Origin of the sequence: Nonomuraea jiangxiensis (assembly GCF_900099965.1) — a bacterium.
GTDB lineage: Bacteria > Actinomycetota > Actinomycetes > Streptosporangiales > Streptosporangiaceae > Nonomuraea > Nonomuraea jiangxiensis.
In genome coordinates, this window is sequence record NZ_FNDJ01000011.1 from 77,601 (window position 1) to 103,787 (window position 26,187).

22 protein-coding genes are annotated in these 26,187 nt (G+C 71.7%); 11 read left to right on the forward strand and 11 right to left on the reverse strand.

Features of this window, described 5'->3' with window-relative positions:
• Positions 1–6: 6 nt before the first annotated feature.
• Positions 7–369 (forward strand): nucleotide pyrophosphohydrolase, encoded by a 363-nt coding sequence (locus BLS95_RS24090; RefSeq protein ID WP_090935295.1) that lies wholly within the window; start codon positions 7–9, stop codon positions 367–369.
• 33 nt (positions 370–402) lie between these two features.
• Complete coding sequence (locus BLS95_RS24095; RefSeq protein ID WP_090935298.1) at positions 403–3,564, forward strand: AfsR/SARP family transcriptional regulator; 3,162 nt, start codon at positions 403–405, stop codon at positions 3,562–3,564.
• On the opposite strand, the gene BLS95_RS24100 is transcribed toward BLS95_RS24095, so the two are convergent.
• The gene (locus tag BLS95_RS24100; RefSeq protein ID WP_090935300.1) at positions 3,551–4,042 is read right to left on the reverse strand and encodes an SRPBCC family protein; all 492 of its coding nucleotides are present in this window, start codon (positions 4,040–4,042) and stop codon (positions 3,551–3,553) included. The genes BLS95_RS24095 and BLS95_RS24100 overlap by 14 nt on opposite strands.
• Positions 4,043–4,113: 71 nt before the next feature.
• Between BLS95_RS24100 and BLS95_RS24105 the strand changes: the two genes are divergently transcribed.
• From BLS95_RS24105 to BLS95_RS24115, 3 genes are read left to right on the forward strand one after another with little or no spacing between them, the layout of a single operon-like run.
• Positions 4,114–5,337, forward strand: a complete 1,224-nt coding sequence (locus BLS95_RS24105; protein ID WP_090935303.1) for an amidohydrolase family protein — start codon at positions 4,114–4,116, stop codon at positions 5,335–5,337.
• 17 nt (positions 5,338–5,354) lie between these two features.
• Complete coding sequence (locus BLS95_RS24110) at positions 5,355–6,389, forward strand: alpha/beta hydrolase (protein WP_090935306.1); 1,035 nt, start codon at positions 5,355–5,357, stop codon at positions 6,387–6,389.
• 28 nt (positions 6,390–6,417) lie between these two features.
• On the forward strand, positions 6,418–7,098 hold the full coding sequence (locus BLS95_RS24115) for a helix-turn-helix domain-containing protein (RefSeq protein WP_245765234.1): 681 nt from the start codon (positions 6,418–6,420) through the stop codon (positions 7,096–7,098).
• On the opposite strand, the gene BLS95_RS24120 is transcribed toward BLS95_RS24115, so the two are convergent.
• Entirely contained in the window at positions 7,082–7,750 is a 669-nt protein-coding gene (locus tag BLS95_RS24120) for an alpha-ketoglutarate-dependent dioxygenase AlkB family protein (RefSeq protein WP_090935308.1), read from the reverse strand. The genes BLS95_RS24115 and BLS95_RS24120 overlap by 17 nt on opposite strands.
• Positions 7,751–7,797: 47 nt before the next feature.
• Positions 7,798–8,523, reverse strand: a complete 726-nt coding sequence (locus BLS95_RS24125; RefSeq protein WP_090935311.1) for a 2OG-Fe(II) oxygenase — start codon at positions 8,521–8,523, stop codon at positions 7,798–7,800.
• 122 nt (positions 8,524–8,645) lie between these two features.
• Here BLS95_RS24125 and BLS95_RS24130 point away from each other — a divergent pair, with 122 nt between their 5' ends.
• Positions 8,646–9,455, forward strand: a complete 810-nt coding sequence (locus BLS95_RS24130) for an alpha/beta hydrolase (RefSeq protein ID WP_090935313.1) — start codon at positions 8,646–8,648, stop codon at positions 9,453–9,455.
• Here BLS95_RS24130 and BLS95_RS24135 read toward each other — a convergent pair.
• Both BLS95_RS24135 and BLS95_RS24140 read right to left on the reverse strand, forming a co-directional pair.
• Positions 9,452–9,946 (reverse strand): hypothetical protein, encoded by a 495-nt coding sequence (locus BLS95_RS24135; protein ID WP_143043854.1) that lies wholly within the window; start codon positions 9,944–9,946, stop codon positions 9,452–9,454. The genes BLS95_RS24130 and BLS95_RS24135 overlap by 4 nt on opposite strands.
• Before the next feature lie 54 nt (positions 9,947–10,000).
• The gene (locus BLS95_RS24140) at positions 10,001–11,650 is read right to left on the reverse strand and encodes a CocE/NonD family hydrolase (protein WP_218135964.1); all 1,650 of its coding nucleotides are present in this window, start codon (positions 11,648–11,650) and stop codon (positions 10,001–10,003) included.
• A gap of 944 nt (positions 11,651–12,594) precedes the next feature.
• Here BLS95_RS24140 and BLS95_RS24145 point away from each other — a divergent pair.
• Positions 12,595–13,167 carry a maleylpyruvate isomerase family mycothiol-dependent enzyme gene (locus BLS95_RS24145; protein WP_090935319.1) on the forward strand — a complete coding sequence of 191 codons (573 nt, stop codon included), beginning with the start codon at positions 12,595–12,597 and terminating at the stop codon, positions 13,165–13,167.
• Between the two features lie 1,982 nt (positions 13,168–15,149).
• Here the strand turns inward: BLS95_RS24145 and recQ are convergent.
• Together recQ and BLS95_RS24155 are read right to left on the reverse strand one after the other, a co-directional pair.
• Complete coding sequence (recQ, locus tag BLS95_RS24150; protein WP_090935322.1) at positions 15,150–16,967, reverse strand: DNA helicase RecQ; 1,818 nt, start codon at positions 16,965–16,967, stop codon at positions 15,150–15,152.
• Between the two features lie 108 nt (positions 16,968–17,075).
• Positions 17,076–18,272 carry an MFS transporter gene (locus BLS95_RS24155; RefSeq protein ID WP_245765235.1) on the reverse strand — a complete coding sequence of 399 codons (1,197 nt, stop codon included), beginning with the start codon at positions 18,270–18,272 and terminating at the stop codon, positions 17,076–17,078.
• A 98-nt stretch (positions 18,273–18,370) separates the two neighbouring features.
• Here BLS95_RS24155 and BLS95_RS24160 point away from each other — a divergent pair, with 98 nt between their 5' ends.
• The 3 genes from BLS95_RS24160 (at position 18,371) to BLS95_RS24170 (ending at position 20,008) form a co-directional block, all read left to right on the forward strand.
• On the forward strand, positions 18,371–19,132 hold the full coding sequence (locus BLS95_RS24160; protein ID WP_090935325.1) for an SDR family NAD(P)-dependent oxidoreductase: 762 nt from the start codon (positions 18,371–18,373) through the stop codon (positions 19,130–19,132).
• A gap of 28 nt (positions 19,133–19,160) precedes the next feature.
• Positions 19,161–19,406, forward strand: a complete 246-nt coding sequence (locus tag BLS95_RS24165; protein ID WP_090935328.1) for a type B 50S ribosomal protein L31 — start codon at positions 19,161–19,163, stop codon at positions 19,404–19,406.
• Positions 19,407–19,768: 362 nt separating this feature from the next.
• Positions 19,769–20,008, forward strand: coding sequence for a DUF3040 domain-containing protein (locus BLS95_RS24170; protein WP_143043855.1), 240 nt, complete (start codon positions 19,769–19,771; stop codon positions 20,006–20,008).
• Between the two features lie 26 nt (positions 20,009–20,034).
• Here BLS95_RS24170 and BLS95_RS24175 read toward each other — a convergent pair whose 3' ends face one another.
• From BLS95_RS24175 to BLS95_RS24185, 3 genes are all read right to left on the reverse strand, one after another.
• Positions 20,035–20,265, reverse strand: coding sequence for a DUF6343 family protein (locus BLS95_RS24175; RefSeq protein ID WP_090935334.1), 231 nt, complete (start codon positions 20,263–20,265; stop codon positions 20,035–20,037).
• 12 nt (positions 20,266–20,277) lie between these two features.
• Positions 20,278–20,976, reverse strand: coding sequence for a maleylpyruvate isomerase family mycothiol-dependent enzyme (locus BLS95_RS24180; RefSeq protein WP_090935336.1), 699 nt, complete (start codon positions 20,974–20,976; stop codon positions 20,278–20,280).
• Positions 20,977–21,096: 120 nt separating this feature from the next.
• Positions 21,097–21,813, reverse strand: coding sequence for a hypothetical protein (locus BLS95_RS24185; RefSeq protein ID WP_143043856.1), 717 nt, complete (start codon positions 21,811–21,813; stop codon positions 21,097–21,099).
• A 189-nt stretch (positions 21,814–22,002) separates the two neighbouring features.
• On the opposite strand from BLS95_RS24185, the gene BLS95_RS24190 reads away from it, so the two are divergent.
• Positions 22,003–22,875, forward strand: coding sequence for a sugar kinase (locus BLS95_RS24190; protein ID WP_090935342.1), 873 nt, complete (start codon positions 22,003–22,005; stop codon positions 22,873–22,875).
• Between the two features lie 18 nt (positions 22,876–22,893).
• Here the strand turns inward: BLS95_RS24190 and BLS95_RS24195 are convergent, their stop codons facing one another.
• The gene (locus BLS95_RS24195; RefSeq protein ID WP_090935345.1) at positions 22,894–26,163 is read right to left on the reverse strand and encodes a discoidin domain-containing protein; all 3,270 of its coding nucleotides are present in this window, start codon (positions 26,161–26,163) and stop codon (positions 22,894–22,896) included.
• Between the last annotated feature and the right edge of the window lie 24 nt (positions 26,164–26,187).

Below are 26,187 nucleotides of genomic sequence, written 5' to 3' on the forward strand. Positions count from 1 at the left end.
GGTGGCGTGACGACGGAGTTGGAGCATCTTGCCGCCCGCCTGCGGGAGTTCGCGCGGGCCAGGGAGTGGGAGCGGTTTCACACGCCGAAGAACCTGGCGATGGCGCTGGCGGGCGAGGTCGGGGAGCTGGTGGCGGAGTTCCAGTGGCTCACGGCCGAGGAGTCCGGCAACCCCGACCCCGACACGCTCGCCAGGATGCGTACGGAGCTGGGCGACGTGACCCTCTACCTGGTACGGCTCGCCGACGTCCTGGGCGTCGACCTGATGGCGGCGGCGCACGCCAAGATCGACGACAACGAACGCCGCTACGACGCCGACCTCTACCGGGGCTCGGCCAGAAAGGCGCCGCCGTCTCCCCGAGGGACGTGACCCGGGCTCGCAGCCGCACATAGGGTGACGGGCATGCGTTTTGGGGTGTTAGGTCCGCTGGCTGTGTGGACCGACGCGGGGGAGCCTGTCACGATTCCCGGACTCAAGGTCCGGGCCCTGCTCGTGGACCTGCTCGTCCACGAGGGCCATCCCGTGTCCGTGGACCGGCTGGTCGACGACCTGTGGGGAGCCGAGCCGCCGGGCAACCCGGCGGGCGCGCTGCAGGTGCGCGTCTCGCAACTGCGCAAGGCACTGGAGGACGCCGAACCCGGCGCGAAGAACCTGGTCGTCTCCCGCGCCCCCGGCTACCTGCTGCGCCCCGACGACGGGGCCGTGGACGCCGCCCGCTTCGCGGCGCTGCTGTCGCGGGCCGAGGCCGCCGACAGCATGCGGACCAGGGCGGGGCTGCTGGCCGACGCGCTGGCCCTGTGGCGGGGGCCGGCGTACGCGGACTTCGCCGACGAGGAGTACACCAGGTCCGCCGTCGTCCGGCTGGAGGAACAGCGGCTGTCGGCGCTGGAGCAGCACGCCGAGGCACGGCTGGAGCTGGGCGAGCACGGGCTGCTGGTGGGCGAGCTGGGGGACCTGGTGGCCCGGCACCCACTGCGGGAGCGGCTGCGGGCCGTGCACATGCGAGCGCTCTACCGCGCCGGCCGCCAGAGCGAGGCCCTGGCCGGCTACGCCGAGCTGCGCGAGCGGCTGGCCGAGGAGCTCGGGCTGGACCCCGGGCCGGAGCTGGTCGCGCTGCACCAGGCGATACTCGGGCAGGACCCGGCGCTGAGCGTGCCCGCCGAGCGCCCCCTGACGAACCTGCCCGCCTCGGTCAGCAAACTGATCGGCAGGGACGAGGCCCTGGCCGAGGTGTGCGCGCTGGTCGAAGACGAGCGGCTGGTGACGCTCACGGGCACCGGCGGGGTGGGCAAGACCCGGCTGGCGCTGGAGGCCGCGAACCGGCTGGTGGACGGGTTCACGGACGGGGCCTGGCTGGTCGCCCTCGACCAGGCGTCCCGCGCCCCGGCCGAGGCCGTCATGGCGGCGCTCGACATCAGGGAGGACGCCGCCGCCAAGTCCCTGGGGGAGGCGGGTCCGGGCGGGCAGCCCGCCTCCGGCGCCGACCGGGTGCTGGCCGCCGCGCTCCGGCCCCGGCGCATGCTGCTGGTGCTGGACAACTGCGAGCACGTCGTGGAGCAGGTCGCCGAGCTGGTCGAGGTGCTCCTGCGGGCCTGCCCCGAGCTGCGCATCCTGGCCACCAGCAGGGAGCCGCTGGCCGTGGCCGGCGAGGTGCTGTGGAACGTCCCGCCGCTCGACGTGCCCGCCGTCGCCGACCTGGCGGCCATGGCCCGTTCGGACGCCGTCAGGCTGTTCGTGACCAGGGCCGCCGCCTCGGCCCGCGGGTTCGCGCTGGACGCCGGCAACGCGGCGGCCGTCGCGCAGCTCTGCCGGCGGCTGGACGGCATCCCGCTGGCGCTGGAGCTGGCCGCGACCCGGGTACGGGCGCTCGGCGTGCAGGGCGTGGTGGCCCGGCTGGACGACAGGTTCCGGCTGCTGGCCGCCGGGCAGCGCGGCGCCCCGGCCCGCCAGCAGACGCTGACGGCGGTGATGGACTGGAGCTGGGACCTGCTGTCCGACGCCGAGCGCCGTGTCCTGCGCCGCCTGGCCGTGCACGCCGACGGGTGCACGCTGGAGGCCGCCGAGGCCGTCGCCGCCGACCCGGACCTGGACGTGCTCGACCTGCTGGCCCGCCTGGTCGACCGCTCGCTCGTGGTGGTCGCCGACGGCCCCGCGGGGGTCAGGTACCGGCTGCTCGAATCGGTGTCGGAATACTGCCGCGCCCGGCTGGCCGACGCCGGTGAGCTCGACCGGACCCGCCTGGCGCACCTGGACCACTACCTGGCGCTGGCCGTACAGGCCGAACCCGGGCTGCACGGGCACGGGCAGCGCGACTGGCTGCTGCGCCTGGACGCCGAGGCCGCGAACATGCGGGCGGCGCTCGACACGGCCGTCGCCAGGCGGGCCGCCGACAGCGCGACGCGGCTGGTGAACGCGCTGGCCTGGTACTGGTTCCTGCGCGGCAGGCTGGCCGAGGGCAGGCGAGCGCTGGAGACGGCGCTGGCGGTCGAGGGGGAGCCCGCTCCCGGCCGGGCCAGGACGGCGGCCTGGGCGGCCGGGTTCGCGCTCACCCTGGGTGAGGACGCCGCGTGGCAGGCCACGCTCGACGGGATCGAGGACCCCGGCGAGCGGGCCAGGGCCGAGCTGTTCATCGGCTGGCACCTCAGGGACATGCCGACCGGGCAGGAGCTGACGCGCAGGGCGCTGGCCACGTTCCGGGCCGTCGGCGACCGGTGGGGCGTCGCCGCCGCGCTGGCCAGGCAGGCCAGGGACCTGTTCACGATGCGGGACACCGACGCGCTGGAGCGGGTCGGCGAGGAGAGCGCGCGGCTGTTCACCGAGCTGGGCGACCGCTGGGGGCTGCTGCAGGCCACCGGGTGGCTGGCGTCGCTGGCGGAGATGGCCTACGACTCCGAGCGGGCCAACCGGCTGTTCGGCGAGGGACTGCGGATGGCCGAGGAACTCGGGTTGTGGCCGGAGGTCGCCACCCGTACCGCCTGGCTGGGGTGGATCGCGATGCAGGGCGGCGATTACGACCGCGCCATCGAGATCTGCGAGCGTGCCATGAAGCTGGCCGTCAGCCAGGGGTTCATGGAGGGCACGGCCATGGCCCGGATGGGCCTGGCCTTCTCCGCGCGCCGGGCCGGGCGGCTCGACCTGGCCGAGACGCACCTGCTGAGCCTGCTCGACGGGGTGCCCCGAGACCCGGACCTCGAACCACCCCTGCACCTGCCCTCCACGCTGGTCGAGCTCGGACTGCTCAAGGAGGCGCGCGGCGACACGGCCGCCGCCATGGAGATGCACCGGGAGGCGATGGTCGCGGCCCGCAGGATCGGCGACCCCCGGACGATGGCGTGGGCCGTGGTCGGCGCGGCCTCGGCCGCCGGGGCGACCGAGCAGGCCGCCAGGTTGCTGGGGTTGTCCATGGCCGGGGGCGAGGAGGGCACGATGTTCGCTCCGTCGGAGCTGGCCGACGTCGAGCGCGTCTCGGCCAGGTTGCGGGACGCGCTGGGGGACGAGGTGTTCGAGGCGGCGTACGCGGAGGGAACCGGCCACAAGCTCGACGACGCGCTCAACCTCCTCTGAGCGTCAGGCCGGGCGGGTCGTCACCGACGTGCTCGGCCAGGCGGTCGAAGAACTCCATCCAGCCCGCCCTGGCCTGCTCGGCGTGCTGCTGATCGGTGTTGACGCCGTACTGGTGGAAGCGCATCTCGGTGCGGCCGGCCACCGCCTTGAACTCGATCGTCACCACGGACGCCGGCCCCTCGCCGGGGTGGTCGGGGTCGCCGGTGGTGAACACCAGCCGCTCCGGCGCCGTCACCTCCCGGTACGTGCCGTCGAGCGTCACCTCGAACCCCTCCTCGCCCACCAGCGTGGCCCGCCAGACCCCGCCCGGCCAGGCGTCCAGGGTGATCCGGCCGACCGGCGTGGCCAGCATCCGGAGCCCGAACCACCGGGAGAAGCGTTCGGGATCGGTCCAGGCGGCCCACACCCGCTCGCGGGGCGCGTCGAAGACCCGGGTGAGCTCGTAGGCGGCGGTCTGGCGCTTCGTCGTTTGCTCCATGGTCTCCACTGTGGGCGGCGGTGCTTATGATCCCCTTCTCGCGGCCTTAAGCCGCGTGGCAGGCTGAGGACATGAGGATCATCCGTGCCGCGAAAGTGCTTACGGGACGTTCCGGAGAGGTGATCGAGGACGGCGAGGTCCTCATCGACGGCCCGGCGATCGTCTCGGTCGGGCCACGGGGCAGCGCGGGCGCCGCGGGCGAGGCGGCGGAGGTCCTTGAGCTGCCCGGCCACACGGTGCTGCCAGGGCTGGTCGACGCGCACGTGCACCTGGGGTTCGACGCCACGGTCGATCCCCTGACGGGGCGGAGCGCGGAGAGCGAGCGGCACCTGCTGCTGCGGATGGCCGAGAACGCCCGCAAGCTCGTCTCCGCCGGCGTCACCACCGCCCGCGACCTCGGCGGGCGCGCCTTCCTCGACCTGGAGCTGCGCGACGCGATCGAGGAGGGGCTGGCCGTCGGCCCGCATCTCGTGGTCGCGACCAGGCCCATCACCGTCACCGGCGGCCACTGCTGGTACATGGGCGGCGAGGCCGACGACGAGCCCGCCATCCGCCGGGTGGCCAGGGAGAACCTGCGGGCCGGGGCCGACTGCCTCAAGGTGATGGTCTCCGGCGGCCTGATGACCCCGGGCGCGCCACCGAGCTGGGTGCCCCAGTACGGCACCGAGCAGCTCCGGGTGGTGGTGGAGGAGGCCGCCACCCGCGGCAAGGGCGTCGCCGCCCACGCCCACGCGCACGCGGCCGTCCGCAGCTCCATCGAGGCCGGCGTCACCACGATCGAGCACTGCTCGTTCTTCACCCCGGAGGGCCACCAGTACGACGCCGAGCTCGGCGACAAGGTCGCGGCCAGCGGCACGTACGTGTGCCCCACCGTGCACGGGTCCGTCGACCGGATCCGCAAGGTGCACGGGGACAGGATGCTCGAACAGTGGCTCAACGGGATCGCGGCCATGCGCGCGGCCGGAGTACGGCTCATCACGGGGACCGACGCCGGGTTCGCGGTCGGTGGCATCGCCAACCCGACGGACGCGTTCGTGGCGGGGCTGGAGGTGTTCGCGCAGATCGGGTTCGGCAACGCGGAGATCATCGAGATGGCCACCGTACGGGCCGCCGACGCCTGCGGGGTGGGCGGCGTCACCGGCACCCTGGAGGCGGGCAAGCGGGCCGACCTGATCGCCGTCGCCGGAGACCCGCTGGCGGACCTGGCCCACCTGCGCGACCTCGCACTCGTCCTGGTATCGGGGCGTTCCGTCACCCAGGCCGGCGTGGACACCGTGACCTCGTCCGTAGGCTGAACCCGAGAGGAAATCCCATGCTGCCCTGGTCCGCCGAACTGGCCGGCCGCCTCGACCACAACGTCATCGACAGTGAGCTGCTGCGCGGCAACCCGCTGGGCGACCCGCACCGGCGGCCGCTGCTGGTCTACGTCCCGCCGGGCTACGACGACGCGCCGGAGCGCCGCTACCCCTCCGTCTACGTGCTGCTCGGCTACACCGGCCACGTCACCATGTGGCTCAACAGGGCGCCGTTCCGCCGGCCGTACCCCGAGCTGGCCGACGAGGTGTTCGCCGGCGGCGACGTGCCGCCGGCGATCGTCGTCTACGTGGACGCGTGGACCGCGCTCGGCGGCAGCCAGTACCTCGACTCGCCCGGCACCGGCCGCTACCACTCCTACCTGCGCGACGAGGTCGTGCCGTGGGTGGACGAGCACTACCGGACCATCCCCGACCGCGACCACCGGGCCGTCACCGGCAAGTCGAGCGGCGGCTACGGCGCCATGGTGAGCGCCATGCTGGCGCCCGACGTGTTCGGGGCGCTGGCCACGCACGCCGGGGACGCGCTGTTCGAGGTCTCCAACCGCAGGGCGTTCCCCGAGGTGGCACGCAGGCTGCGCGACATGTACGACGGCTCCTACGACAAGTTCCTCGCCGACTTCCGCGGCCGGCTGGCCGGCACCAAGGAGGGCGATCTCGACCTGCTGGAGATGTACGCCTACTCGGCCGCCTACTCCGCCGACGACGACGGCACCGTGCGCCTGCCGTTCGACGACACCGGCGCGGTCGTGCCCGAGGTGTGGCGGCGCTGGCTGGCCCGCGATCCCGTCGTGATGGCCGGCGAGCCACGGTACGCCGAGGCGCTGCGCTCGATGCGGGCGATCTGGGTGGACGCCGGGGACAAGGACGAGTATTTCCTGGACTTCGGCGCGGTGGCGTTCCGCCGGGCGCTGGAGGCGGCGGGCGTACCGGACGAAAGGGTCTATTTCCAGCTCTTCCCGGCCGGTCACGGCGCGATCGAATACCGCTACCCGCTCGCCCTCGCGTGGCTCGCCCACCGCCTGAGCCCGTGAGCCCGCCCGGGGCGGCTAGGCTGCCCCAATGGAACTGAAGGACCAGGTACGCGAGCTGCGCCTGCGGGGCCGGTCGCCCAAACAGATAGCCAGGGAGCTGGGGGTGTCGCCCTCGGTCGTGGCGCCGCTCGTGCGGGCCATCGCCGCCGAGACCGCCGAGACCGGCGAGCCCGAGGTGGTGGGCTGCTGGGTCAACGTCGGCTGGAGCGAGGGGCTCACCGTGGACCCCGCGCGCGGGTGGGCGGACGAGAAACCGGACGCGGGCACGGGCGGCATGGTGAGCGTGCTCCTCGCCCGCCGCCACACGTGGGACCGGATGACGGTCTGCGGCTATCTGGCCGACGTCTACTGCCTGGGCGTGAAGAACTCGCTCGGTCCCGACGTGCTGGACGACCGGGACCTGCGGCGGTTCCGCGAGTTCTTCTTCAGCGACTACGCGGGCTGGCAGGAGGCGCCGGTCGAGCTGGCCAGGGACCTGGTGTTCGGGTCGATCGACTACGCGCGCACGCTCGGCTTCGAGCCGGAGGAGGCGTTCAAGCCCGCGGCCGACCTGCTCGGCACGTGGGAGGGGAACTCGGCGATCACCTTCGGCCGCGACGGCAAGCCGTTCTACGCGCAGCACCCGCAGGACGATCCGGGAAAGGTGCTCCGGACGCTGCGGCGCACGCTGTCGGACGACGAGTTCGACTACCTCATCCTAGACCAGTGACCCGCATCGTGATGTTGAGCCGGCCGGCGGCCAGCCCGGTGGCGGGGTCGCCGGTGCCGGGATAGACCTTCGGCACGCCGTGGTAGGCGAAGCGGGCCGGCCCGCCGAAGACGAACAGGTCGCCGGAGGCGAGCTCGACGTCCGTGTACGGCCGGCCGCGCGTCTCGGTGTTGCCGAAGCGGAACAGGCACGAGTCGCCGATGCTCAGCGACACCACCGGGGCATCGGACTTCTCGTCCTTGTCCTGGTGCATCCCCATCCTGGCCTGGCCGTCGTAGAAGTTGACCAGCGCGGTGTCCGGCTCGTAGGCGTCGGCGGGGCGGCCGTACGCGTCCGACAGGGCGCGGCGGCCAAGGTCGGCGAGCCAGCCCGGGAAGCCGGCCACCTGGCGGCCGTTCACGTCGTGGGCGACCCGGGTGTACCGGTAAGGCTGCCAGTGCCAGCCCACGCACACCGTTTGGACGGACATGACGCCGCCCCGGGGGAGCACGGTGTGCCGGATCGGCACCGGGCCGGTCGCCCACTCGCGGCAGGCCCGGACGAGGTGGCGCTGCTCGTCGAGGTCGAGCCAGGCGGGCACGTGCACCGCACCGGGCGCGATCTCCCGCCTCCGCCGGTGCTGGGCCGGGCCGGCTCCGTCGTGCTGGGCCATGTCCTCCAGTCTCCTCCTCGGCCGAGGCCGCTCGGGCGCCCTGGGTTTCATCCGGCGTCGTGCAGGACTAGGCCGAGTGTGTGCCGCAGCCCGGACCGTACGGTGCTGACGCCGTGCCGCACCGGAGCGGCCGACCAGCCGCGCGCCGAGCGCACCGGCCGGTCGCGCGTGGTGAAGACCAGCCCGTGGCCCTGCTCCAGCAGGGTCACCGTGCCCCGGGACTGGGCCCTCGGCCGCTGCTCCACCAGCAGGAACTCGCCCCCGGCGTAGTCCGCGCCGGGCCGGTCGAGCCCGATCACGACCTGCAGCGGGAACACCAGGTCCCCGTACAGGTCGCGGTGCAGGGCGTTCCAGTCGTTGTCCCGGTAGCGGAGCAGGATGGGCGTCGGCTTGGTCTGGCCGGCCCGGTGGCACATGTCCAGCCACTCGCCGAAGTCGTCGGGCCAGGGCGCGGGCCGGCCGAGCCGGGCCGCCCAGTCGCGGGCGATCGGCAGCAGGCGCGGATAGAACGCCGCCCGCAGGCTCTCGACCAGCGGGGGGAGCGGCCGGCTGAAGTACCGGTACTGACCGGCGCCGAACCGGTGCCGCTCCATGTCGATGGTGGCGCGGAAGAGGCCGGGCTCGTCGTACAAGCCGGATATCTCGCGGCATTCCTCGGACGTGAGGATCTGCGGGGTGAGCGCGCATCCGTGGGCGTCGAGCTCTCGCGCGAGCGCGTCCCAGTCGTAGCCGGCGATCCGCGCCAGGTCGTCGGTGGTGGTGTGGGTGTCCATATTCGGTACAACACCGCCGAGCTGCGGAAAGTCAGCGGTTTTCGGACGTCGTGGCGGCCCGGGAGATGGACGATCACCGGCGGGCATCGTACGCTCACCGCAATTTCGAACGAGGAGTGAGCATGGCCGAGTCACGCGAGCACACCTTCATCGGAACCCGGGGCCGCAACAGGGTCCGCGCCTGGCCCCATGACCGGCCGCGTTACGTCGCCGTCCTCGTGCACGGGTACGGCGAGCACATCGGCCGCTACGAGTACGTGGCCGACCGGCTCGTCCGCCACGGCGCCGCCGTCTACGGTCCTGACCACATGGGCCACGGCAGGTCGGACGGCGACAGGGTGCACATCGAGGACTTCGAGGACGTGGTAACGGACGTGCACTCCGTGGTGGGACAGGCCAGGGCCGACCACCCCGGCGTGCCCGTCGTGGTCATCGGCCACTCCATGGGCGGCCTGATCGCCACCCGCTACGCCCAGCGGTACGGCGACGACCTGACCGCCCTGGTGCTGTCGGGCCCGGTGATCGGCGAGTGGGAGGTCCTCACCACCCTGCTGGCGTACGAGGAGCCGCCCCACACCCCCATCGACCCCGCCACCCTGTCCCGTGACCCCTCGGTGGGCACCGCGTACGAGGAGGACCCGCTGGTGTGGCACGGCCCGTTCAAGCGTCCCACCCTGGAGGCGCTCGCCACGACCCTCGCGGAGATCGCCAAGAGCGGGCGGCTGGGGGCGCTGCCCACGTTGTGGGTGCACGGGGCCGACGACGCGCTCGTCCCGCTGGCGGGCAGCCGCTCCGGCATCGAGGCCACCAAGGGCCCGAACCTCACCGAACGCATCTATCCGGGGGCCAGGCACGAGGTGTTCAACGAGACCAACAGGGACGAGGTGCTGGACGACGTGACAACATTCGTGGACCGCGCCTTGCCGACCTAGCGGACGGCGAGCCAGACGTGGCCGGAGCCGCGCGTACGGGTGAGCTGGATCTTCCAGCACCCGGCCCTGGGGAAGACGAACCCCGTGCCCCACTCGTCGCCCGGCCGTCGCCAGGTCGAACCTTCGTGTTCCTCCGGCCCCCAGAGCAGCTTGGCGGCGGTCCCGTCGGGGAGCGTGGCCTCGACCCGCACCGGTCCCTCACCCGTCATCCGCCACACGATCTTGGTCTGCTCGCCCCGTCTGATCGGCGGGGCGCCGACGAACAGCAGCCCCCACAGCGTGGCGTCCCGAGCCGTCCCCCGCACCTCCGGGAACCCCGCCCCCGTGAGCACCTGGGAGCTGTCGCACCCGGCCTTGGTGATCATCGGAGTCGGGGTGGCGGGGGATGGCGCGGCAGAGCCCCGGGCTGCCACCGGTGCCTCCACGGCACATCCAGCCATCCCGGCCGCCACGAGAACGGCGGCCGCCACCCGAACCATCGACACTCTCATCGAACCTCCTCGCCCTGACTACTCCCGATCAGGGCAGGAGGTTCCAACGCTTCATCAGTGGTTGTCCGGGGTGGGTGCGTCATCGTCCAGCACGGGCAGCGTCAGCATCGACGGACGGCCGGCGTCCTGGAAGACCTCGAACCGCGTGGTCCGGGTCCGCACGGCCCGTCCCACCGGCTCCCCGGTCCCGTGATTGCGCGCGAACCGGGGAAACGCCCCGCCCGCCACCTGCACCCTCAGCCGGTGCCCGAGCTTGAACCGGTATCCCGTCGGGTGCAACTCGACCTCCACCTTGACCTCTCCCGTCTCCGAGGGCAGCCGGACGATGCCGTCCGTGACGTTGCGCGACACCCCGGCCAGGTCGACGTCGCACAGCCGGACGAAGAGGTCGGCGTGGCCGGTGTCGGTGCGGACGTACACGGTCGCCGTGACGGGACCGACCAGGTCGAGGTCGCGGGGCAGCGGCTGGCCCGTGTAGACCAGCACGTCGGAGCGGAGCTCGGTCTGCCGGTTGTCGCGCTGCTTCGACTGCCGCACGTCCAGCAGTGGCCCGCCGCTGGACCGGGTGGGATGGGCGGGGTCGTACGTGAACGTGGCCGAAGCGCTCCCGTCGGGCGGCGACTCCCAGCCGAGCCCCCGATGGGGCAGCAGGTAGAGCGACGTGGGCGTGGACTGCGCGGGCGGCCACCGGTCGAAGTCGAGCCACCGCCCGGCCCGCTGCAGGTAGAGCCGTACGGGGGAGCGGTTCGTCGGGGTGGGGCCGTCGAGCAGGTGGGCAGAGAGCCAGGACACCTGGTCGATCAGCAGCGCCCGGATCGCGTCCAGGTCGTGGCCCCACGGCCCGATCACGATCCGGCTGTGCCGCCCGGCCTCCCGCAAGGCCGCGAAGTCGCGTAGCTGCGCGGGCAGGAACAGGTCCCACCACCCGGTGACCATGCTCGTCGGCGTCGACAACTTGGCCAGGGCGGAGTTGTGCTCGGTGCCCGACCAGAAGTCGTCCCCCGGTTCGGCATGACCCGTCACCTCACGCAGGAACGGCACCTCCTTGCCGATCGCCGCCACGTCGGACGTGCTGATCGGCACGTGCGCCATGGCCCGGCGCAACCGGCGCTGCCGCCTTGGGTCCGGCAGCAGGCCGCCCAGCCGCGCCTCCTCCTGCGTGCCGATCAGGGCCGCCCAGGTCAGCATGTTGTGCAGGGCGAGCACCCCGCCCGGGTAGAACGACGTGGTGAACTCGCTGGCCGTGATCCCCAGGCACATCGCCTCCAGCGGCGGATCGAGGTAGGGACCGACCGCCCACTGCGTGTACCCCAGATAACTGGCCCCCGTCATCGCCAGCTTCCCGTCACACCATGGCTGCTCCCGCAGCCAGGCGGCCGTGGCCAGCCCGTCGTCCCTCTCCTGGTGGAAGGCCGAGAACCGCCCGCCGGAACCGAAGGTGCCCCGGGTGTCCTGCACCACCACCTGCATGCCACGCCTGGCCAGCACCCCCGCGATGCCCTTGCTCAGGAGCTGGTGCTTGCCGTACGGGGTGCGCACCAGCACCACGGGCAGCGGCCCGGCCCCGCGCGGGCGATAACGGTCGGCCGACAACACCACACCGTCCGGCATCGGCACGTCCAGGCCCCGGGTGACCTCGATCGCCGGGGTCGTGGCCTTCGGAAGCCCGAGGAATCGGTCGAACAGCCTGCTGAGCACGCTCATGGCAGATCCTTTCGCTCCGACCCCCAGCGTACGATGATCTACCCGACCGGGCACCGCGCCAAGAACTCATCCCCAAGCCGATGATTTTTCACCTGCACGCGGGTCCTCATCCACGAGGAGGCGATATGCGCGAGGGTGGATGGATCTCAGCCAAGGGACCGGCCGACTTCACACAGCCGTGGCCCCGAACCACGAGCACCTGGCGACAAGCACAACCCCCACCGCCAAGCACCCGGGACAACACCCACCCCACAGGGACGAGCAACTCCCGAGGCACATGCCCCCAGACGGCGGCCGACCCGCAGGGCAGATGGCCTCAGTCGGCGGGCGGCTCGCAGGGTGCGTGGCCCGGGGCGGCGGGGGGCTCGCAGGGTGGGTGGCGCGGGGCGGTGGCCGACCCGCAAGGTGTGTGGCCCCGGGCGGCTGGCGCCTCTGATCGCGCGTGGCCCCAGGGGACCGACGCCCGCGTCCAGGCATCAGCCGACGAGGCGGACGAACCCGGGCGGGCGATCGCCAGGAGGGACCAGGCACCGGCCGGCGAAGCGGCCGAACCCGGGCGACCAGCGGACCCCGAATGGGGGCCAGCGGGTGGGACTGGCGGCAGCGGACAGACAGCGGAGCCCGAGCAGACGCCTTCCAAGACGCCACCGCCTGAGAGGCCCCCGTCTGAGGGAGCCCCGTCTGAGGGGACGCCGTCCGGGAGAGCACCATCGAGGAGGGCACCATCCGCGACGGCGGAGTCCAGGCAGGGACCTTCGGGGAGGGCACCGTCCGGGAGGGCGGCATCCGAGAGGGCGGCGTCCGAGAGGGCGGCGTCCGAGAGGGCGGCGTCCGGGAGCGGGCCTACCACGCAGGGGCCTGCCAGGCAGGGGTCTTTCGGGAGGGCGGGCGAGTGCGGGCGGGCGCCGGCCGACGCGGCCGCTGTCGCCGAGTACAGAAAGGCGATGATCGCAGGCACGGCTTTGCTCGAACGCGCGATCAACTACACACTCGGCAGCCTGCGCGTCGTGACCCCGGCCGCCCTCTGCCGCACCACGCCCTGCGCCGACTGGAACCTACAAGAGCTCCTAGACCACGTGAACGACGCTTTCCAGGCGCTCAGCGAGGCCGCCTCCGGCCAGATCACCCCAAACCCGCCGCCCCCTCACGCCCCCAACCCCAACCCGGCCCTCGCCCTCCGCGACGGCGCCAGAGAACTGCTCGGCCGCTGGACGGGCATGCTCACGAGCGATCCGATCCTCATCGCGGACCGCCATCTGACGAGCCCCATGGTGGCCGCAGTCGGCGCGATCGAGATCACGATCCACGGCTGGGACGTCTCGAAAGCCTGCGGCGAGCACCACCCGATCCCCCCGCTCATGGCCGAGGAGTTGCTCGATCTGGCCCTCCTGTTCATCACGAGGTCGGACCGCCCGGCCAGATTCGCATCACCACTCACAGTCCCGCCATGCGCCCCCGCCCAGGACCATCTCCTCGCCTACCTCGGCCGCGACCCCGACTGGCGCCCCCACCCCTGACCAGCCGACACACCCGACCGCGCGCGAGGAACTCCACCCCACCCCGCATTTCCGGCCAACACGCCGTACGATCATCCTGTACGCCAAGCCATGCCACTCATCCAGCCGCACCTCTCCGCCGAAATTCACATGTTCGGCCGACACGCTGAAAAGCGCGAAGGGCCCACCGGCCACCATTCCGACCACGGCGCCAGGGGCACGAAACCGTCCGGCCCGGTCAGCGGACACCCAGGCCGACCACCGCGACCAGGCCGCTCAACGTGGTGGCGACGACCGTTCTTCGTGCGGCCGTCGCCACCACCACACCCTCCCGCCGACGCCACCATCACCACACCCCCTCGCTGACACCACCCACCCAGCCCTCCACCAGGCCGCACTACGGCCCCCACCCGGCCGCACTACGGCCCCCACCCGGCCGCACTACGGCCCCCACCCGGCCCTCCACCAGCCGCACTACGGCCCCCACCCCGAAAAGCCACCAGGCCCAACCCAGCCCCGCTACCACGCCGCACCCACAGCCCCCACCGCGCAATGCCCCCACCACGCGCGCTCAGGTCCCCACCGCGCCTGCACTCACGAGGCCCCACGGGCACTCAGCCTCCACCACGCCCGCACGCAGGCCCCATTACGCCCGCACTCACAACGCCACGCCACCGGGCCCAACCCAGCCCCTCACCACGCCGCACTCATGGCCCCCCGCCACGCAACGCTCCACCAACGCGGGCGCTCAGCCCCACCACGCCCGCAGCCACGACGCCACCCCGCCGCACCCACGACACTCGCACTCGCGAGGGCACCCGGTGGCACCCACGACCCCACTACGCTCGCACTCGCGACGCCGCTGGGCGGGACTCGGGCCCGCACTACGCTCGCGCTCACGAGGCCACGGGCGGCACCCACGCCCGCACTACGCCTGCACTCACGACGCCGCTGGGCGGGACTCGGGCCCGCACTACGCTCGCACTCTCACGACGCCACCAGGCCGCACGCACGACGCCACCACGCAACGCTCCTGGGCCTCACCACACAACGCGCCACCACGCCGCACTAACGACCTCGCCCGAGTACATGCACGACCTCGCCCGAGCACACGCACGACCCCGCCCAAGCCACGCTTATGACCCTGCGACGCAACGTTCCTGAGCCCCCGCTCACGCCACGCTCACGTCCCTGCAACGCCGCCAGTTGGGCATCCCCTGAGCGGCGGGAGTGGCGTTGGCGAGGGTGAGTGGGGTGGGCGCCCACAAGAGGGCGTGGCGGGCCGAGGGGCGCCGCTTGTCCCGGCGCGGGCTCAGCGCGGGCCCACGACGTCGTGCCACCATCGTTGCGGCGGATCGCGAGGAACGTCGGTCGCGAGCGCAGCGAGGGTTGCGCTGTCCGCGACCGGCACGGCGAGCGCGCGGGCATCGGCGGACGTGTTACCGCGTGCAGGCTAGCGGGGTACGGGCCAATGACAGCCGCGCGTGAGGTGTCGCCGGTATGGGGTGCTGTAGCGCGCATCTCCCGAACTGCCGGCACGAAGCTCACCCAGAGCGGCCCCTACCTGACGGCAGACGTGCGGCCCGGCGGTAGGCGTGCGGCCCCCCGCCGCCGGTAGGCGTGCCGCCTCACTCCCACGGAGGGGTGCGATCCCATCCCCGCGGTGGGTGTGCGGCCCTCGCCTCACGGTGGGCGTGCGATCCCAGCCCCCCGGTGGGTGTGCGGCCCTCGCCTCACGGTGGGCGTGCGATCCCAATCCCACGGTGGGTGTGCGGCCGGCCCTTGCCTCACGGTAGGCGTGCCATCCCAGCGCCACGGTGGTGTGCGGCCCTCGCCTTAGGTAGGCGTGCCATCCCAGCCCCACGGTAGGTGTGCGGCCCCCGCCTCATAGTGGGTGTGCGACCCCAATCCCACAGTAGGTGTGCGGACCCCGTACCACAGTAGGCGTTCTGGCCCCGCGCAGCGGTAGGCGGGCGTTGGTCGCCTCCGTGGTGGGACGGGCCTCAGGCGGCTTCGTGGAGCGTTTTCAGTACCTGCTCCCCGTATTTGGCCAGTTTGTTCTCACCGACCCCGTTCACCTGGCTCAGCTCCGCCAGCGTGGTCGGGGATGTGGCCGCGATCTCGCGGAGCGTGGCGTCGTGGAAGATGACGTAGGCGGGGACCCCCTGCTCCTTGGCCGCCGCCGCGCGCCAGGCACGCAGGCGTTCGAAGACGGGGGCGGCCTCGGGGGACAGGTCTACCGCCTGGCGTGGCTTGGCGGGGCCGGTGGTGGTGGACTTGGTGCGGGCCGGGCGGAGGGTGTCGCGGCGGAGCAGGACCTCGCGTTGGCCGCGGAGCACCGCCGCGCTGTCGTCGGTCAGCACCAGGGCCCCGTGGGCGGGCTCGACCGCCAGCAGGCCCTGGGCCAGGAGCTGGCGCACCACCCCGTGCCATTCCGTGTTGCCCAGCTCGGACCCCACGCCGAACACGGTCAGCGTGTCGTGGCCGTGCTGCAGCACCTTGGCGGTCTTCTTGCCGAGGAGGATGTCCACCACCTGCCCCACCCCGAACTTCTGCCGCCGCTCCCTGGCCAGCCGCAGCACGGTGGAGAGCACCTTCTGGGCGGGGACCGTGCCGTCCCACGACTCCGGGGCCGTCTGGCAGGTGTCGCAGTTGCCGCAGGGCTCGGAGCCCTTCTGGCCGAAGTAGTCGAGCAGCATCACCCGGCGGCAGCCCACGGTCTCGCACAGCGCCAGCATGGCGTCCAGATGGAGCACCTGGCGGCGGCGGTGCGCCTCGTCGCCCTCCATGGCCATCCGCCGGTGCTGCACCACGTCCTGCAGCCCGTAGGCCATCCAGGCGGTGGCGGGCAGCCCGTCGCGCCCGGCCCGCCCGGTCTCCTGGTAGTAGCCCTCCACCGACTTGGGCAGGTCGAGGTGGGCGACGAAACGCACGTCGGGCTTGTCGATGCCCATGCCGAAGGCGATCGTGGCCACCACGATCAGCCCGTCCTCCCGCAGGAAGCGGGCCTGGTGCAGGGCGCGGGTGCGGGCGTCGAGCCCCGCGTGGTACGGCACCGCCGCGATGCCGTTGTCCACCAGGAACTCGGCGATCTTCTCGACCGAGGACCGCGACAGGCAGTAGACGATGCCGGACTCGTCCGGATGCTCGGTGCGCAGGAACTCCAGCAGCTGCCGCTTGGGCTCGCTCTTGGGCGTGATGCGGTAGTGGATGTTGGGCCGGTCGAAGCTGGCGACGAAGTGACGGGCCTGGTCGAGGCCGAGCCTGGTGGAGATCTCGGCGTGGGTGGCCGGGGTGGCGGTGGCGGTCAGGGCGATGCGCGGCACGTCGGGCCAGCGCTCGTGCAGCTCGGAGAGCGCCAGGTAGTCGGGGCGGAAGTCGTGGCCCCACTGGGACACGCAGTGGGCTTCGTCGATGGCGAACACCGAGATCTCGCCCTTGGCCAGCAGCCGCATCGTGGCATCGACGCGCAGCCGCTCCGGCGCGAGGTAGAGCAGGTCGAGCTCGCCCGCCAGGAACTCGGCCTCCACGAGCTGCCGCTCGTCGAAGTCCTGCGTGGAGTTGAGGAACCCCGCCCGCACGCCGAGCGCCCGCAGCGCGTCCACCTGGTCCTGCATGAGCGCGATCAGGGGCGAGATGACGACCCCCACACCGGGGCGCACCAGGGCGGGGATCTGGTAGCAGAGAGACTTGCCGCCGCCGGTGGGCATGAGGACGAGCGCGTCACCCCCGGCCACGACCTGGTCGATGATCTCCTGCTGACCCGCCCTGAACGAGTCGTAGCCGAACACGCGGTGCAGAACCTCGATGGGGGTATCCATGCGGCTACCTTACGTGTTCGGCGGGCGGGGCATCGCCGGTTAGGCAGCGGGTTCGCCGTCGGCGATCGGCGCCCGGACCCGGGTGCTCCCATGCTCGCACACGGCCGATCAGGCGGGCGCCTCCTCGGCCCGGTCGCCCCGATCGTAGGCGACCAGGGACAACGCGCCCAGCGCGCACGCCGCCGCCACCGCCGCCATGACCGCCGGATACCCCACGAACTGCGCGATCCCGGCCGCCAGCAGCGGCGCGACCGCCTTGGCCACCGTGATCGGCAACGCGAGCGCCCCGCTCAACGACGCGTACGCGGTGCTCCCGTACCGGCCGGTCAGCAGCGCGGGCCGGGCGATCGTCCCCACCCCGAACCCCAGCCCGAACAGCACCACGGCCGCCACGGCACCCGGCACGCTCCGGCCGACCAGCGGCAGCAGCACCGCCGCCAGCCCCTGCAGCCCGAACATGACCGCCGTGACCAACGCCACCCGCCACCGGGCCTGCAGCCCCGTGGTCACCAGCCGCCCGGTCACCGACAGCACCCCGAGCAGCCCGGCCACGCTCGCGGCGAACACCGGCCGATGGCCCAGCGCGATCAGGTACGTGACCAGGAGCACCCCCATCACCGCCACCGCGCCCGTCTGCGTCAGGAAGGCCGCCGCCAGCAGCCAGAAGGGCCGCTCGCGCACGGCGGTCCCCACGATCTGCCGCCGGTCACCGGAGCCGGCCACCGGCCGGTGGCGTACGGCCAGCCCGTGCAGGGGCACGGCGACCACCGCGTACCCGGCGGCCAGCAGGACCAGCGCCTGCCGCCACCCGTACCGGTCGACCAGGAACCCCGTCAGCGGCAGGAAGATGCTCGACGCGAACCCCGCCACCACCGTCACCGCCAGCAGCGCCCGCGCCCGCCGCGCCGCGTCGAACCAGGCCACGATCACCGCGAACGCCGCCTCGTACAGCACCATCGCCGAGGCCACCCCCAGCACCCCGCACACCACGTACAGCTGCGCCACCGAGCTCACCTGCGACCAGGCCAGCACCGCCAGCGACCCCAGCACGGAGCCCGCCGTCATCAGCCCGCGCCCGCCGCGCCGGTCCAGCAGCCGCCCGATGGCGGGCGCCACCAGCCCCGACACGAGCACGGCCAGCGTGATCGCCCCGGTGAGCTGCGCGACCCCGGCGTCCAGGTCCTCGGACATCGGCGGAATGAAGACGGAAAAGGCGTAATAGAGAACGCCGTATCCGGCGGTCTGCGTGATCGCGAGTGCGCCGATCAACCGAGCGGGCGACTTCAGCTCGGGTGTGGCGATCACGCTTGGAATGGTTCCCGTTCACTCTCCGGAAATACGGTGATAAAGGTCACTATGATTGGCCGGATTTCCCGGGAATATCGCACAATAACGTCGTTCCCATGACTCTTTCCTATGTGGTGACCGGTGGCGGGCGTGGCATCGGGAAGGCCGTGGTCGAACGGTTGCTCGGCGAGCGGAACACCGTCGTCGCCCTCGAACGCGACCCCGACGCCCTGGCCTGGGCCGGCCCCAGGGTCATCCCCCTGATCGGGGACGCGGCCGACGAGGAGGTCGCCGCCCGGGCCGCCGACCTGGCCGCGCGGGCGGGCACGCTGGCGGGCTGGGTCAACAACGCGGCCGTCTTCCGCGACGCCTCCCTCCACACGGCCCCGATCGCCGAGGTCAGAGCCCTGATCGCGGCGAACCTCGATCTCGCCGTCGTGGGCTGCGCCACCGCAGTCCGCCACTTCCTGCGCTCAGGTACGCCCGGCGCCATCGTCAACGTCACCTCCCATCAGGCCACCAGGCCGGTCCCCGGCAGCCTGCCCTACTCGACCGCCAAGGCCGCCGTCGAGGGCCTGACCAGGGCACTGGCCGTCGAGTACGGCAGGCGCGGCATCCGGGTCAACGCCGTGGCGCCGGGATCGGTGGCCACGGAGCGGTACGAGGCGTTCCTGGCCGCGCAGACCCCGGAGGCGGCCGGGGCCGTCGAGGAGCAACTGGCGACGCTGCACCCCCTGGGCCGCGTCGCCGTGCCCGCCGAGGTGGCCTCCGTCGTGGCCCACCTCCTGTCGGACGAGGCCGCCTTCGTCAACGGCGCGACCATCCCGGTGGACGGCGGCCGGACGGTGCTCGGACTCGATCCCGAAGCGCGGGAATGAAAACCGTTGTCGCTCGGTTCAAGGGGACATGAAGAAGAACCTGCACCCCGCGTACCGGCCGGTCGTCTTCCGCGACCCGAGCGCCGGATTCGCCTTCCTGACCCGCTCGACCCTGACCAGTGACAGGACGATCGAGTGGGAGGACGGCAGGACGTACCCGGTCATCGACGTGGACGTGTCGTCGGCGAGCCACCCCTTCTATACGGGCCGTGGCCGCATCCTCGACACCGCCGGCCGCGTCGAGCGCTTCAACCAGCGCTACGGCAAGCGCTGACCGCACCCACCCGCAGTTGCGATCACCCCTGTCCGCCCGGCGAGGACGAGCCGCCGGCGCGGGCAGGGGTTTTCGACGGCCAGGAGGCCGGCATCGTGAACGGGTCCATCGCGGCCGCTGTACGCGGCGAGTTCGGCGAGGTGCGTTTCACCGGCAGGCCCCGGGGCAGCCAGTTGTTCATCAACCCTCTCATGTCGATCTAGGCCATGCGGCAGACGTCGCCGCCGTCGAGGCGTTCCGGGAGGAGGTGGCGCCGCGCCCGCCCAAGGCGTTCCCGCACTAGCGCCGCTTCAAGAGACGGGCATGCTCGGGCTACTGGTGGGTAAAACGCAGGCACCGGCGTGAGAGCAATGGTGATCGCGATGAGTCTCTCTGGAAGGGAACGCCGCATTCTCGCTGAGATCGAGCAGGCGCTCGAGCGGGAGGACCCCGAGCTGGCCCAGCGCGTCGCGGCTATCAACAAGATCGAGGGGGAGGGCAACACCTTTCCCCAGGCCTACGGAGAGCGACTGCGCGTGTGGGCTCTGGCCCACGTCTGGATGATCTTCTCGATCGGTGGCCTGCTGATCGTCCTGCTGCTGCTGGCCGTACTGACGACCTGAAACGGCGGCCTGGGCGTCGGAGCCGCTCAGCGGCGGTGCCGCAGCACCGCAAGGTCGATGGCGGCCACCAGGGCCACCGCCGCCGCGATGGCGGCCTCCCAGCGCCAGACCTCTTCCCCCGTACGCATGGCCAGCACGACGAAGACCACCGCGATCACGACACCCAGCACCAGCGCGATCCAGGACAGGATCCGCCGGGCGCGCACCGGGCTGCGCGCGCTCACTGGCTCCGTGCCCTGCCGGTTACGCAGCCACATGACGAGCCTCCCTCAGGCCAGGCACCTCAGAGCGGAGACGATCCGCGGGTCCAGCCGGGAGTCGCCGCCCAGCCGCCCCACCGTGGCCTCCACGAACTCCGGGTACGACAACGTGGCGTTGACCCCGTCCACGGCCGCCCAGATCTGCTCGGCCGTCTGCTCGACCTGCACCTTGGCCTCCTGCTCGGCCAGGGCGAACCGGCCCACCGCCACCCGCCACGCCGTCCGGTCGTCGATCTCCTCCTCGGCCACGGGAGCGCCGACGTCGTCGGCGTGGGTGGCGTACTCGGAGTCGTAGTGGAAGGCCTGCCGGCCCGCCGGGTACGGCCCGGCCATCGTGTCGAGCAGGCCGTCCGGCCCGAGCGCCCGCATGCGCCTGCGCGTCTCGCCGTTCCGCTCCCGCCACTCCTCCAGCACCTCTTCGACCGGCTTGCCGCGGCGCTGCCGTACGGACCACTCGTTGAAGTCGTTGAACCCGCTCACCCCCGCGCGCGCCAGCCGGGTCAGCAGATCCTGCACATCGCCGTCGAGGCAGGCGTGGTTGTACAGCTCCTCACCGGCCAGATGCCCGAGCACGTCACGGACCGACCAGCCTGCGCAGCGGGAGGGCCGCTCCCAGCCGGCCTCGTCAAGCCCCGCGAAGAACCGGTCGAGCCTGGCGGCTTCCCGGTCGAAGATGTCGAACGGGTTGAAATCCTTGAGCAGCTCCATACCGGGACGCTACCCCTCACGTGATGACTTTCACGGCCTCTCGCAGGTCCGGGCCCCCGGAAAGCCGGAGGCCCGGCCCCCAAGAGGGAGTCGGGCCCGCGGTGCTGCTGACTAGCGGATTTACCGGTAGACCCGCACGTAGTCGTAACGGCTCGTGCTGTCCTGCAGCTTGCTGTTGCCGCCGTACACCGCCTTGAACGTGCCGCTCTTGTAGGCACGGGTCTCGGCGCTGTACTTGCCGCCCCAGGAGGTGTAGTCCGAGGCGACCCACTTCCAGACGCTGGAGCCGCTCTGGCGGTAGTAGATGTTCACCTTCTGCCCGCGCACGCCTTCCCAGCGGCGGTCCTTGACCTGCAGGGCGCCTTCGAAGTGGATGTGCCGGCCCTTGCGGATCTTGGACGGGTCGGCGTCCAGGGAGACGCGGGTGTCGGCCTGCTTACGGACGACGAGCGTGAAGAAGGAGTCGTCCTTGGCGATCTCCTTGCCGGCGCGGTCGAACGCCACCGCGGTGGCCTTCCACTTGCCGGCCGGGTCGCTGTCGTTGAAGGCGACGGAGTAGCGCCAGTTGTGGAGGTCCCTGATGCTCTTGGCGCTCATGGTGTGGACGCCCTCGACGGGCGCCACGCTGAGCTCCACCCGCCTGACGTCGCGGCTGGCGCCGATGTCGAAGTACGCCTTCGTCTCGCCGCCGGCCTTGACCACGACCGGGTTCGGCGAGATGTCGCGGATCCGCAGCTCCGCGGAGGAGGACGTGGAGGCGGAGGCGGCGCCCGCGCCCGTGACCAACATGGCCCCGCCGACCATGGCGGAAATAATGCCTACTGCGATCTTTCTCATGAGGGTGCTGATTCCTCTCCCCGTATTGACAAGGTGCCGGCCCGGGGTGGCCGACCCCACTACTCCTTAGAGGCACTGGACGAGGAAAAGGTTGGCTAAAGTTACCCGAAAATATTTGATCACGGTGTTTACCTGCGCTTCTGCCGGAAAATCCGTTTTGGTCAATCTTGATCCACTAGAGTCGATCCCATGACCGACGTCTACACGCTCGGCGAGCCGGTGGGCGTCGTCTCCAGCGGCCGGGTCCGTCATGAGAGCGAGGCCAGGCTGGACGTCTGCGGGCCCGAGTTCACCCTGGCCGTCGCCCTGGCCAGACTCGGGCACCGGGCCGCCTACCTGGGCAAGGTCGGCGGCGACGAACTGGGCGCCAGAGCGCTCACCGTGCTGCGGGGCGAGGGCGTGGACGTCGCGGACGTGCGCGTGTCGGAGGGGCTGCCCACGGGGCTGCTCCTGAGGGACGGCCACGTGGCCAGGGAGCTCAAGGTCACCCACTACCGCACCGGTTCGGCGGGCTCCCGCCTCTCGCCGGGCAACGTGCCGATCGACCGCGTCGCGTCCGCCAAGATGCTCCACGTCACGGGTCTCACGGCGGGCCTGGGCAGGGAAGCGCTGGAGGCCGTACGGGTCGCCGTCAGCGCCGCGAAGAACGCCGACGTGGTGATCTCCTTCGCGGTCGAGTACGTCCCCGACTTCTGGCCGTCGGTACGCGACGCGGAGCGGGTGCTCGGCGAGCTGGCCTGCGACTCCCACCTGCTCTTCCTCCGCCAGGACGAGCTCGACCTGGTCAAGCCCGCCCTCACCCCGGAGCGCGAGGTCGTGGTGGACCGGGGTGCGAAGGGCGCCAGCGTGCGGGCCGACCGCATGCGCTACGACGTGCCGGGCTGGCAGGTCCCGGTGGTGGACACGGCGGGCTCGGGCGAGGCCTTCGCGGCCGGCTACATCAGCGCCGCCCTCGACGGCCTCACCCCCCAGGAACGCCTGCACCGCGGGGCGCTGCTGAGCGCCGCCGCGGTGACCAGCGTGAGCGACTGGCAGGGGTTGCCGACCAGGGACGAGCTCTAGTCAGCAGTCGGGCGTGAGCTAGTTGGTCGTGAGCGTGAAGGTCGAGGTCGTGTTCTTGATGTTCTGCGCGTTGTTGCTCATGCGTAGGTTGTTGATGGTCGCCGAGCCGACCGCGGGGCCCTGGCCGGGCTCGGGCATCTCGTTCACCCAGATCCCGAACCCGGACTTGGCGTCGAAGGCGTCACCGCTCTTCTGCGCCCCGGTGATCGACACGTTCGTGAACACCGTGTCCGTGATCGGGTTCAGCGGCGCGCCGCCGGAGTAGCCGGTCTGGAACATGATCCCGCTGTACGTCGGGTCCACGATGTCCAGGTTGCTGACCCGGATGCCCTGGAACACCTTCGAGGAGGAGAAGATCCACAGGGCCGGGAACGTCTGCTGTCCCCAGAAGTGCCCGCCGGCTCTCACCAGCGAGATGTTGTCGAAGGTCGTCGGCGGGCTGGCCCCGAACCCGTGCATCGGGATGCCGAAGTCCAGCGAGCTGATCGTCACGCCGGGGTAGGTCAGCGTGTCGGCCACGTAGATGTTCCTGAAGGTGTTGTCGTAGCCGCCGTACACGGCGATGCCCGCGGCCCGCCAGGTGAGCAGCGAGGTCAGGTTCTCGTAGACGTTGCCGAACTGCTGGCCGGAGTTGTTGTCGATGGCCGAGAACAGCGCGAAGCTGTCGTCGCCGGTGGACCTCGTCTCGATGTTGGTGACGTGGTTGCCGGTGCTGCCGTTGGTCATGTTCAGGCCGTCGGCGAACACGTTCCTGATGCGCGAGTTCCTGATCGTCAGGTTGTCGGTATTGGTCCCCCACAGCATGCAGATCTGGTGTTCGACCCAGATGTTGTCGATGGTGAGGTTCGCCACGTTCGACAGGTCGAACACCTTGCCGGGGCCGTCGATGCGCGAGGTGTAGTTGCCGAAGTAGGCGAAGTTCGCGAACGTCGAGCCGTTGGCCGTGGCCTCCGCGCGGAAGCCGACGTCGGTGTTGTCCTGGCCGGTGGGCGCGAAGAACCTGGTGTACCACGGGCCGGCGCCGACGATCCGGACGGACTTGCCGTACACGTGGAACTTGCTGGAGGTCTGGTAGTCACCCGGGGGCAGGTAGACGCCGACCAGGTTGGTCTCCATGCGGGCCCGGTCGAGCGCGTTCTGCACGTCCTGGTGGGTGAATCCGGCCGGTACGGCGTATCTCGCCGGGTCCGGGTTGGCGATCGGCGCCACCTGCTCGAAGTCGACGAAGTCGATCGCGTACGTGTGCGGGTTGGCCGCGTCCTTCTGCAGCCTGATCCTGCTGCCGGCCGGCACGGTGCTGCCCAGCATCGTGTTCGCCTCGTCGTAGATGTGCCGGGGCGGGCCGGAGCCAGGGGAGTTGTTCGGGCTGGCCTCGGCGCCGTAGAGCCAGGCGTAGCGGGAGGTCAGGTTGATCGCCTTGAGGAACGTGCCGTTGACGTAGACGTTCAGGGTGGAGTTGAGCCCGCCGCCGCCCGGAGCGTCGGGCATGGAGAAGCGGGTGACCAGCGTGTTCGTGGGCGCTCTGGTGGTGAACTCGACGTAGGCGCCGTTCTGGTTCAGCGTCACCGCGCGCCGCCCGGAGGCCTCGCCGGCGATGGTGCCGATGTCCCTGCTCGGGCCGACGCGGGCGGCGCCGCCGCCGATCGCGGCGTCCTCGGCCTCGTACGTGTCGTACGGCATGTTCGCGCCGCGGCCCACGAACAGGGGCAGCTCGCTGGTGTTGTTGGCCCGCTTGACCGGCAGCTCGTTGGCGTCGGCCGCGAGCACGGTCCTGATCGTGTACCTGCCGTTGGCGGCCGTCCAGGTGCCCAGGTTCACCGGGGCGGTGGTCGAGCCGGGGGCGATGGCGCCGCTGATCGAGCCGGTCAGCGTCTGGACGACGGAGCCGGAGGCGTTCACGACGGAGAGCGTGATGCCGTGGGAGCCGGACGACGCGGCGACCGTGCCCTGGTTCCTGATCGCCACCGAGAACGTCACGGAGTTGCCCGCGGCGGGGTTGCCGGGCGTCCAGGCGACGGGGGAGGCGATCAGGTCGGCCGTGTCGACCGGGCGCACGGTCAGCGTGCCGGTGGCGGTGTTGTTGGTCTCGTTCTGCTCGATGACCTGGTTGTCCTCGTCCACCTTGGCGGACAGCTGGTACGTACCGGCATCCCTTGTCCCGATATTTGCGGACACGGTGGTCGACGCTCCGGCGGCGAGCGCGCCCACACCGGCCGTGCCGACCTTGGTGGTGCCCGCGTAGAAGTTGACCGAGGTCGCGCCGGAGCCGACGGTGCCGGCGTTCCTGACCGTAGCCGACAGCGTCACGGCGTCGGTCTCGACCGGCGAGCCCGGCGCGGCGGTCAGGTTCGAGACCGTCAGGTCGGGGTTGGCCGCCGGCGTGCCGAAGATCTGGAACTCGGCCACCTGCCCGCCGGGCGCGCCGGAGTTGGCGGTGATCTGCAGCCGCACGTCGGCGACCTTGGCGGTGACCGGGATGGTCACGGAGTTGCCGGTGGCCGGGTCGAACGTGTACGTGGCCGCGGAGACGAGGGAGGTGAACCCGCTCGCGCTCTGCTCACGGCCCAGCACCTGAATGGTCTGCGTGCGCCGGCCCCAGACGGGGTCCGGGTTGAGCTTGAGGGTGACCGAGGTCAGGTCGGCGTTGGCGCCGAGCTGCACGGTGAGGGTGTTGGGGTAGGCGGCGCCCTCCCAGTAGGTCTGCAGGTTGTTGTCGTTGGCGTTGGCCGGGACGAAGGTGTGGGTGTGGGAGGAGGCGGTCACCGGCTTGCCGGGGGCGAGGTTGTCGCCGCCGGTCGGCGGGTTGCCGGTGCCGGTGCCCCAGACCTCGAACTCGGACAGCTGCCCGGCCGGCCAGCCGGTGTTGGCGGTGATCTGCAGCCGGACGTAGCGGGTGGTGGTGGCGGCGAAGGTGATCGTCGCCGTCGGGTTGAAGGTGTAGGTGGCCGAGGCCACCAGCGTGCTGAACGGTGACCCGGTGGCGCTGTGCTGCACGGTCAGGGTCTGGGTGCGGCTCGGCCAGCCCGTGGGCAGCTTGAGCACGAGCCGGTTGACGCTGGCGCTCGCGCCGAGGTCGACCTGGACCCACTGCGGGAAGGCGTTGTTGGCCGATTCCCAGTAGGTGGCCTGGTTGCCGTCGGTGACGTTCGCGGCGCCGTAGACGCCGGTGGAGCTGCTCGCGGTGGCGGCCTTGCCGGCGGCCAGGTTGGTGTCAGCTTGCGCGGAAGCCGCGGCAGGCGCGACCAGGACACCGATGAGTAACGTAAGGGCGGCTAAGAGAGCTCTCATGGGGGATGGCCCTTCGGCGGAGTC

Bases quoted from the DNA above. Each gene is read 5' to 3' on its own strand.
- BLS95_RS24095 (WP_090935298.1), top strand. From the start codon at position 403: ATGCGTTTTGGGGTGTTAGGTCCGCTGGCTGTGTGGACCGACGCGGGG.
- BLS95_RS24100 (WP_090935300.1), bottom strand. From the start codon at position 4,042: ATGGAGCAAACGACGAAGCGCCAGACCGCCGCCTACGAGCTCACCCGG.
- BLS95_RS24105 (WP_090935303.1), top strand. From the start codon at position 4,114: ATGAGGATCATCCGTGCCGCGAAAGTGCTTACGGGACGTTCCGGAGAG.
- BLS95_RS24110 (WP_090935306.1), top strand. From the start codon at position 5,355: ATGCTGCCCTGGTCCGCCGAACTGGCCGGCCGCCTCGACCACAACGTC.
- BLS95_RS24115 (WP_245765234.1), top strand. From the start codon at position 6,418: ATGGAACTGAAGGACCAGGTACGCGAGCTGCGCCTGCGGGGCCGGTCG.
- BLS95_RS24120 (WP_090935308.1), bottom strand. From the start codon at position 7,750: ATGGCCCAGCACGACGGAGCCGGCCCGGCCCAGCACCGGCGGAGGCGG.
- BLS95_RS24125 (WP_090935311.1), bottom strand. From the start codon at position 8,523: ATGGACACCCACACCACCACCGACGACCTGGCGCGGATCGCCGGCTAC.
- BLS95_RS24130 (WP_090935313.1), top strand. From the start codon at position 8,646: ATGGCCGAGTCACGCGAGCACACCTTCATCGGAACCCGGGGCCGCAAC.
- BLS95_RS24135 (WP_143043854.1), bottom strand. From the start codon at position 9,946: ATGAGAGTGTCGATGGTTCGGGTGGCGGCCGCCGTTCTCGTGGCGGCC.
- BLS95_RS24140 (WP_218135964.1), bottom strand. From the start codon at position 11,650: ATGAGCGTGCTCAGCAGGCTGTTCGACCGATTCCTCGGGCTTCCGAAG.
- BLS95_RS24145 (WP_090935319.1), top strand. From the start codon at position 12,595: ATGATCGCAGGCACGGCTTTGCTCGAACGCGCGATCAACTACACACTC.
- recQ (WP_090935322.1), bottom strand. From the start codon at position 16,967: ATGGATACCCCCATCGAGGTTCTGCACCGCGTGTTCGGCTACGACTCG.
- BLS95_RS24160 (WP_090935325.1), top strand. From the start codon at position 18,371: ATGACTCTTTCCTATGTGGTGACCGGTGGCGGGCGTGGCATCGGGAAG.
- BLS95_RS24165 (WP_090935328.1), top strand. From the start codon at position 19,161: ATGAAGAAGAACCTGCACCCCGCGTACCGGCCGGTCGTCTTCCGCGAC.
- BLS95_RS24170 (WP_143043855.1), top strand. From the start codon at position 19,769: ATGAGTCTCTCTGGAAGGGAACGCCGCATTCTCGCTGAGATCGAGCAG.
- BLS95_RS24175 (WP_090935334.1), bottom strand. From the start codon at position 20,265: ATGTGGCTGCGTAACCGGCAGGGCACGGAGCCAGTGAGCGCGCGCAGC.
- BLS95_RS24180 (WP_090935336.1), bottom strand. From the start codon at position 20,976: ATGGAGCTGCTCAAGGATTTCAACCCGTTCGACATCTTCGACCGGGAA.
- BLS95_RS24185 (WP_143043856.1), bottom strand. From the start codon at position 21,813: ATGAGAAAGATCGCAGTAGGCATTATTTCCGCCATGGTCGGCGGGGCC.
- BLS95_RS24190 (WP_090935342.1), top strand. From the start codon at position 22,003: ATGACCGACGTCTACACGCTCGGCGAGCCGGTGGGCGTCGTCTCCAGC.
- BLS95_RS24195 (WP_090935345.1), bottom strand. From the start codon at position 26,163: ATGAGAGCTCTCTTAGCCGCCCTTACGTTACTCATCGGTGTCCTGGTC.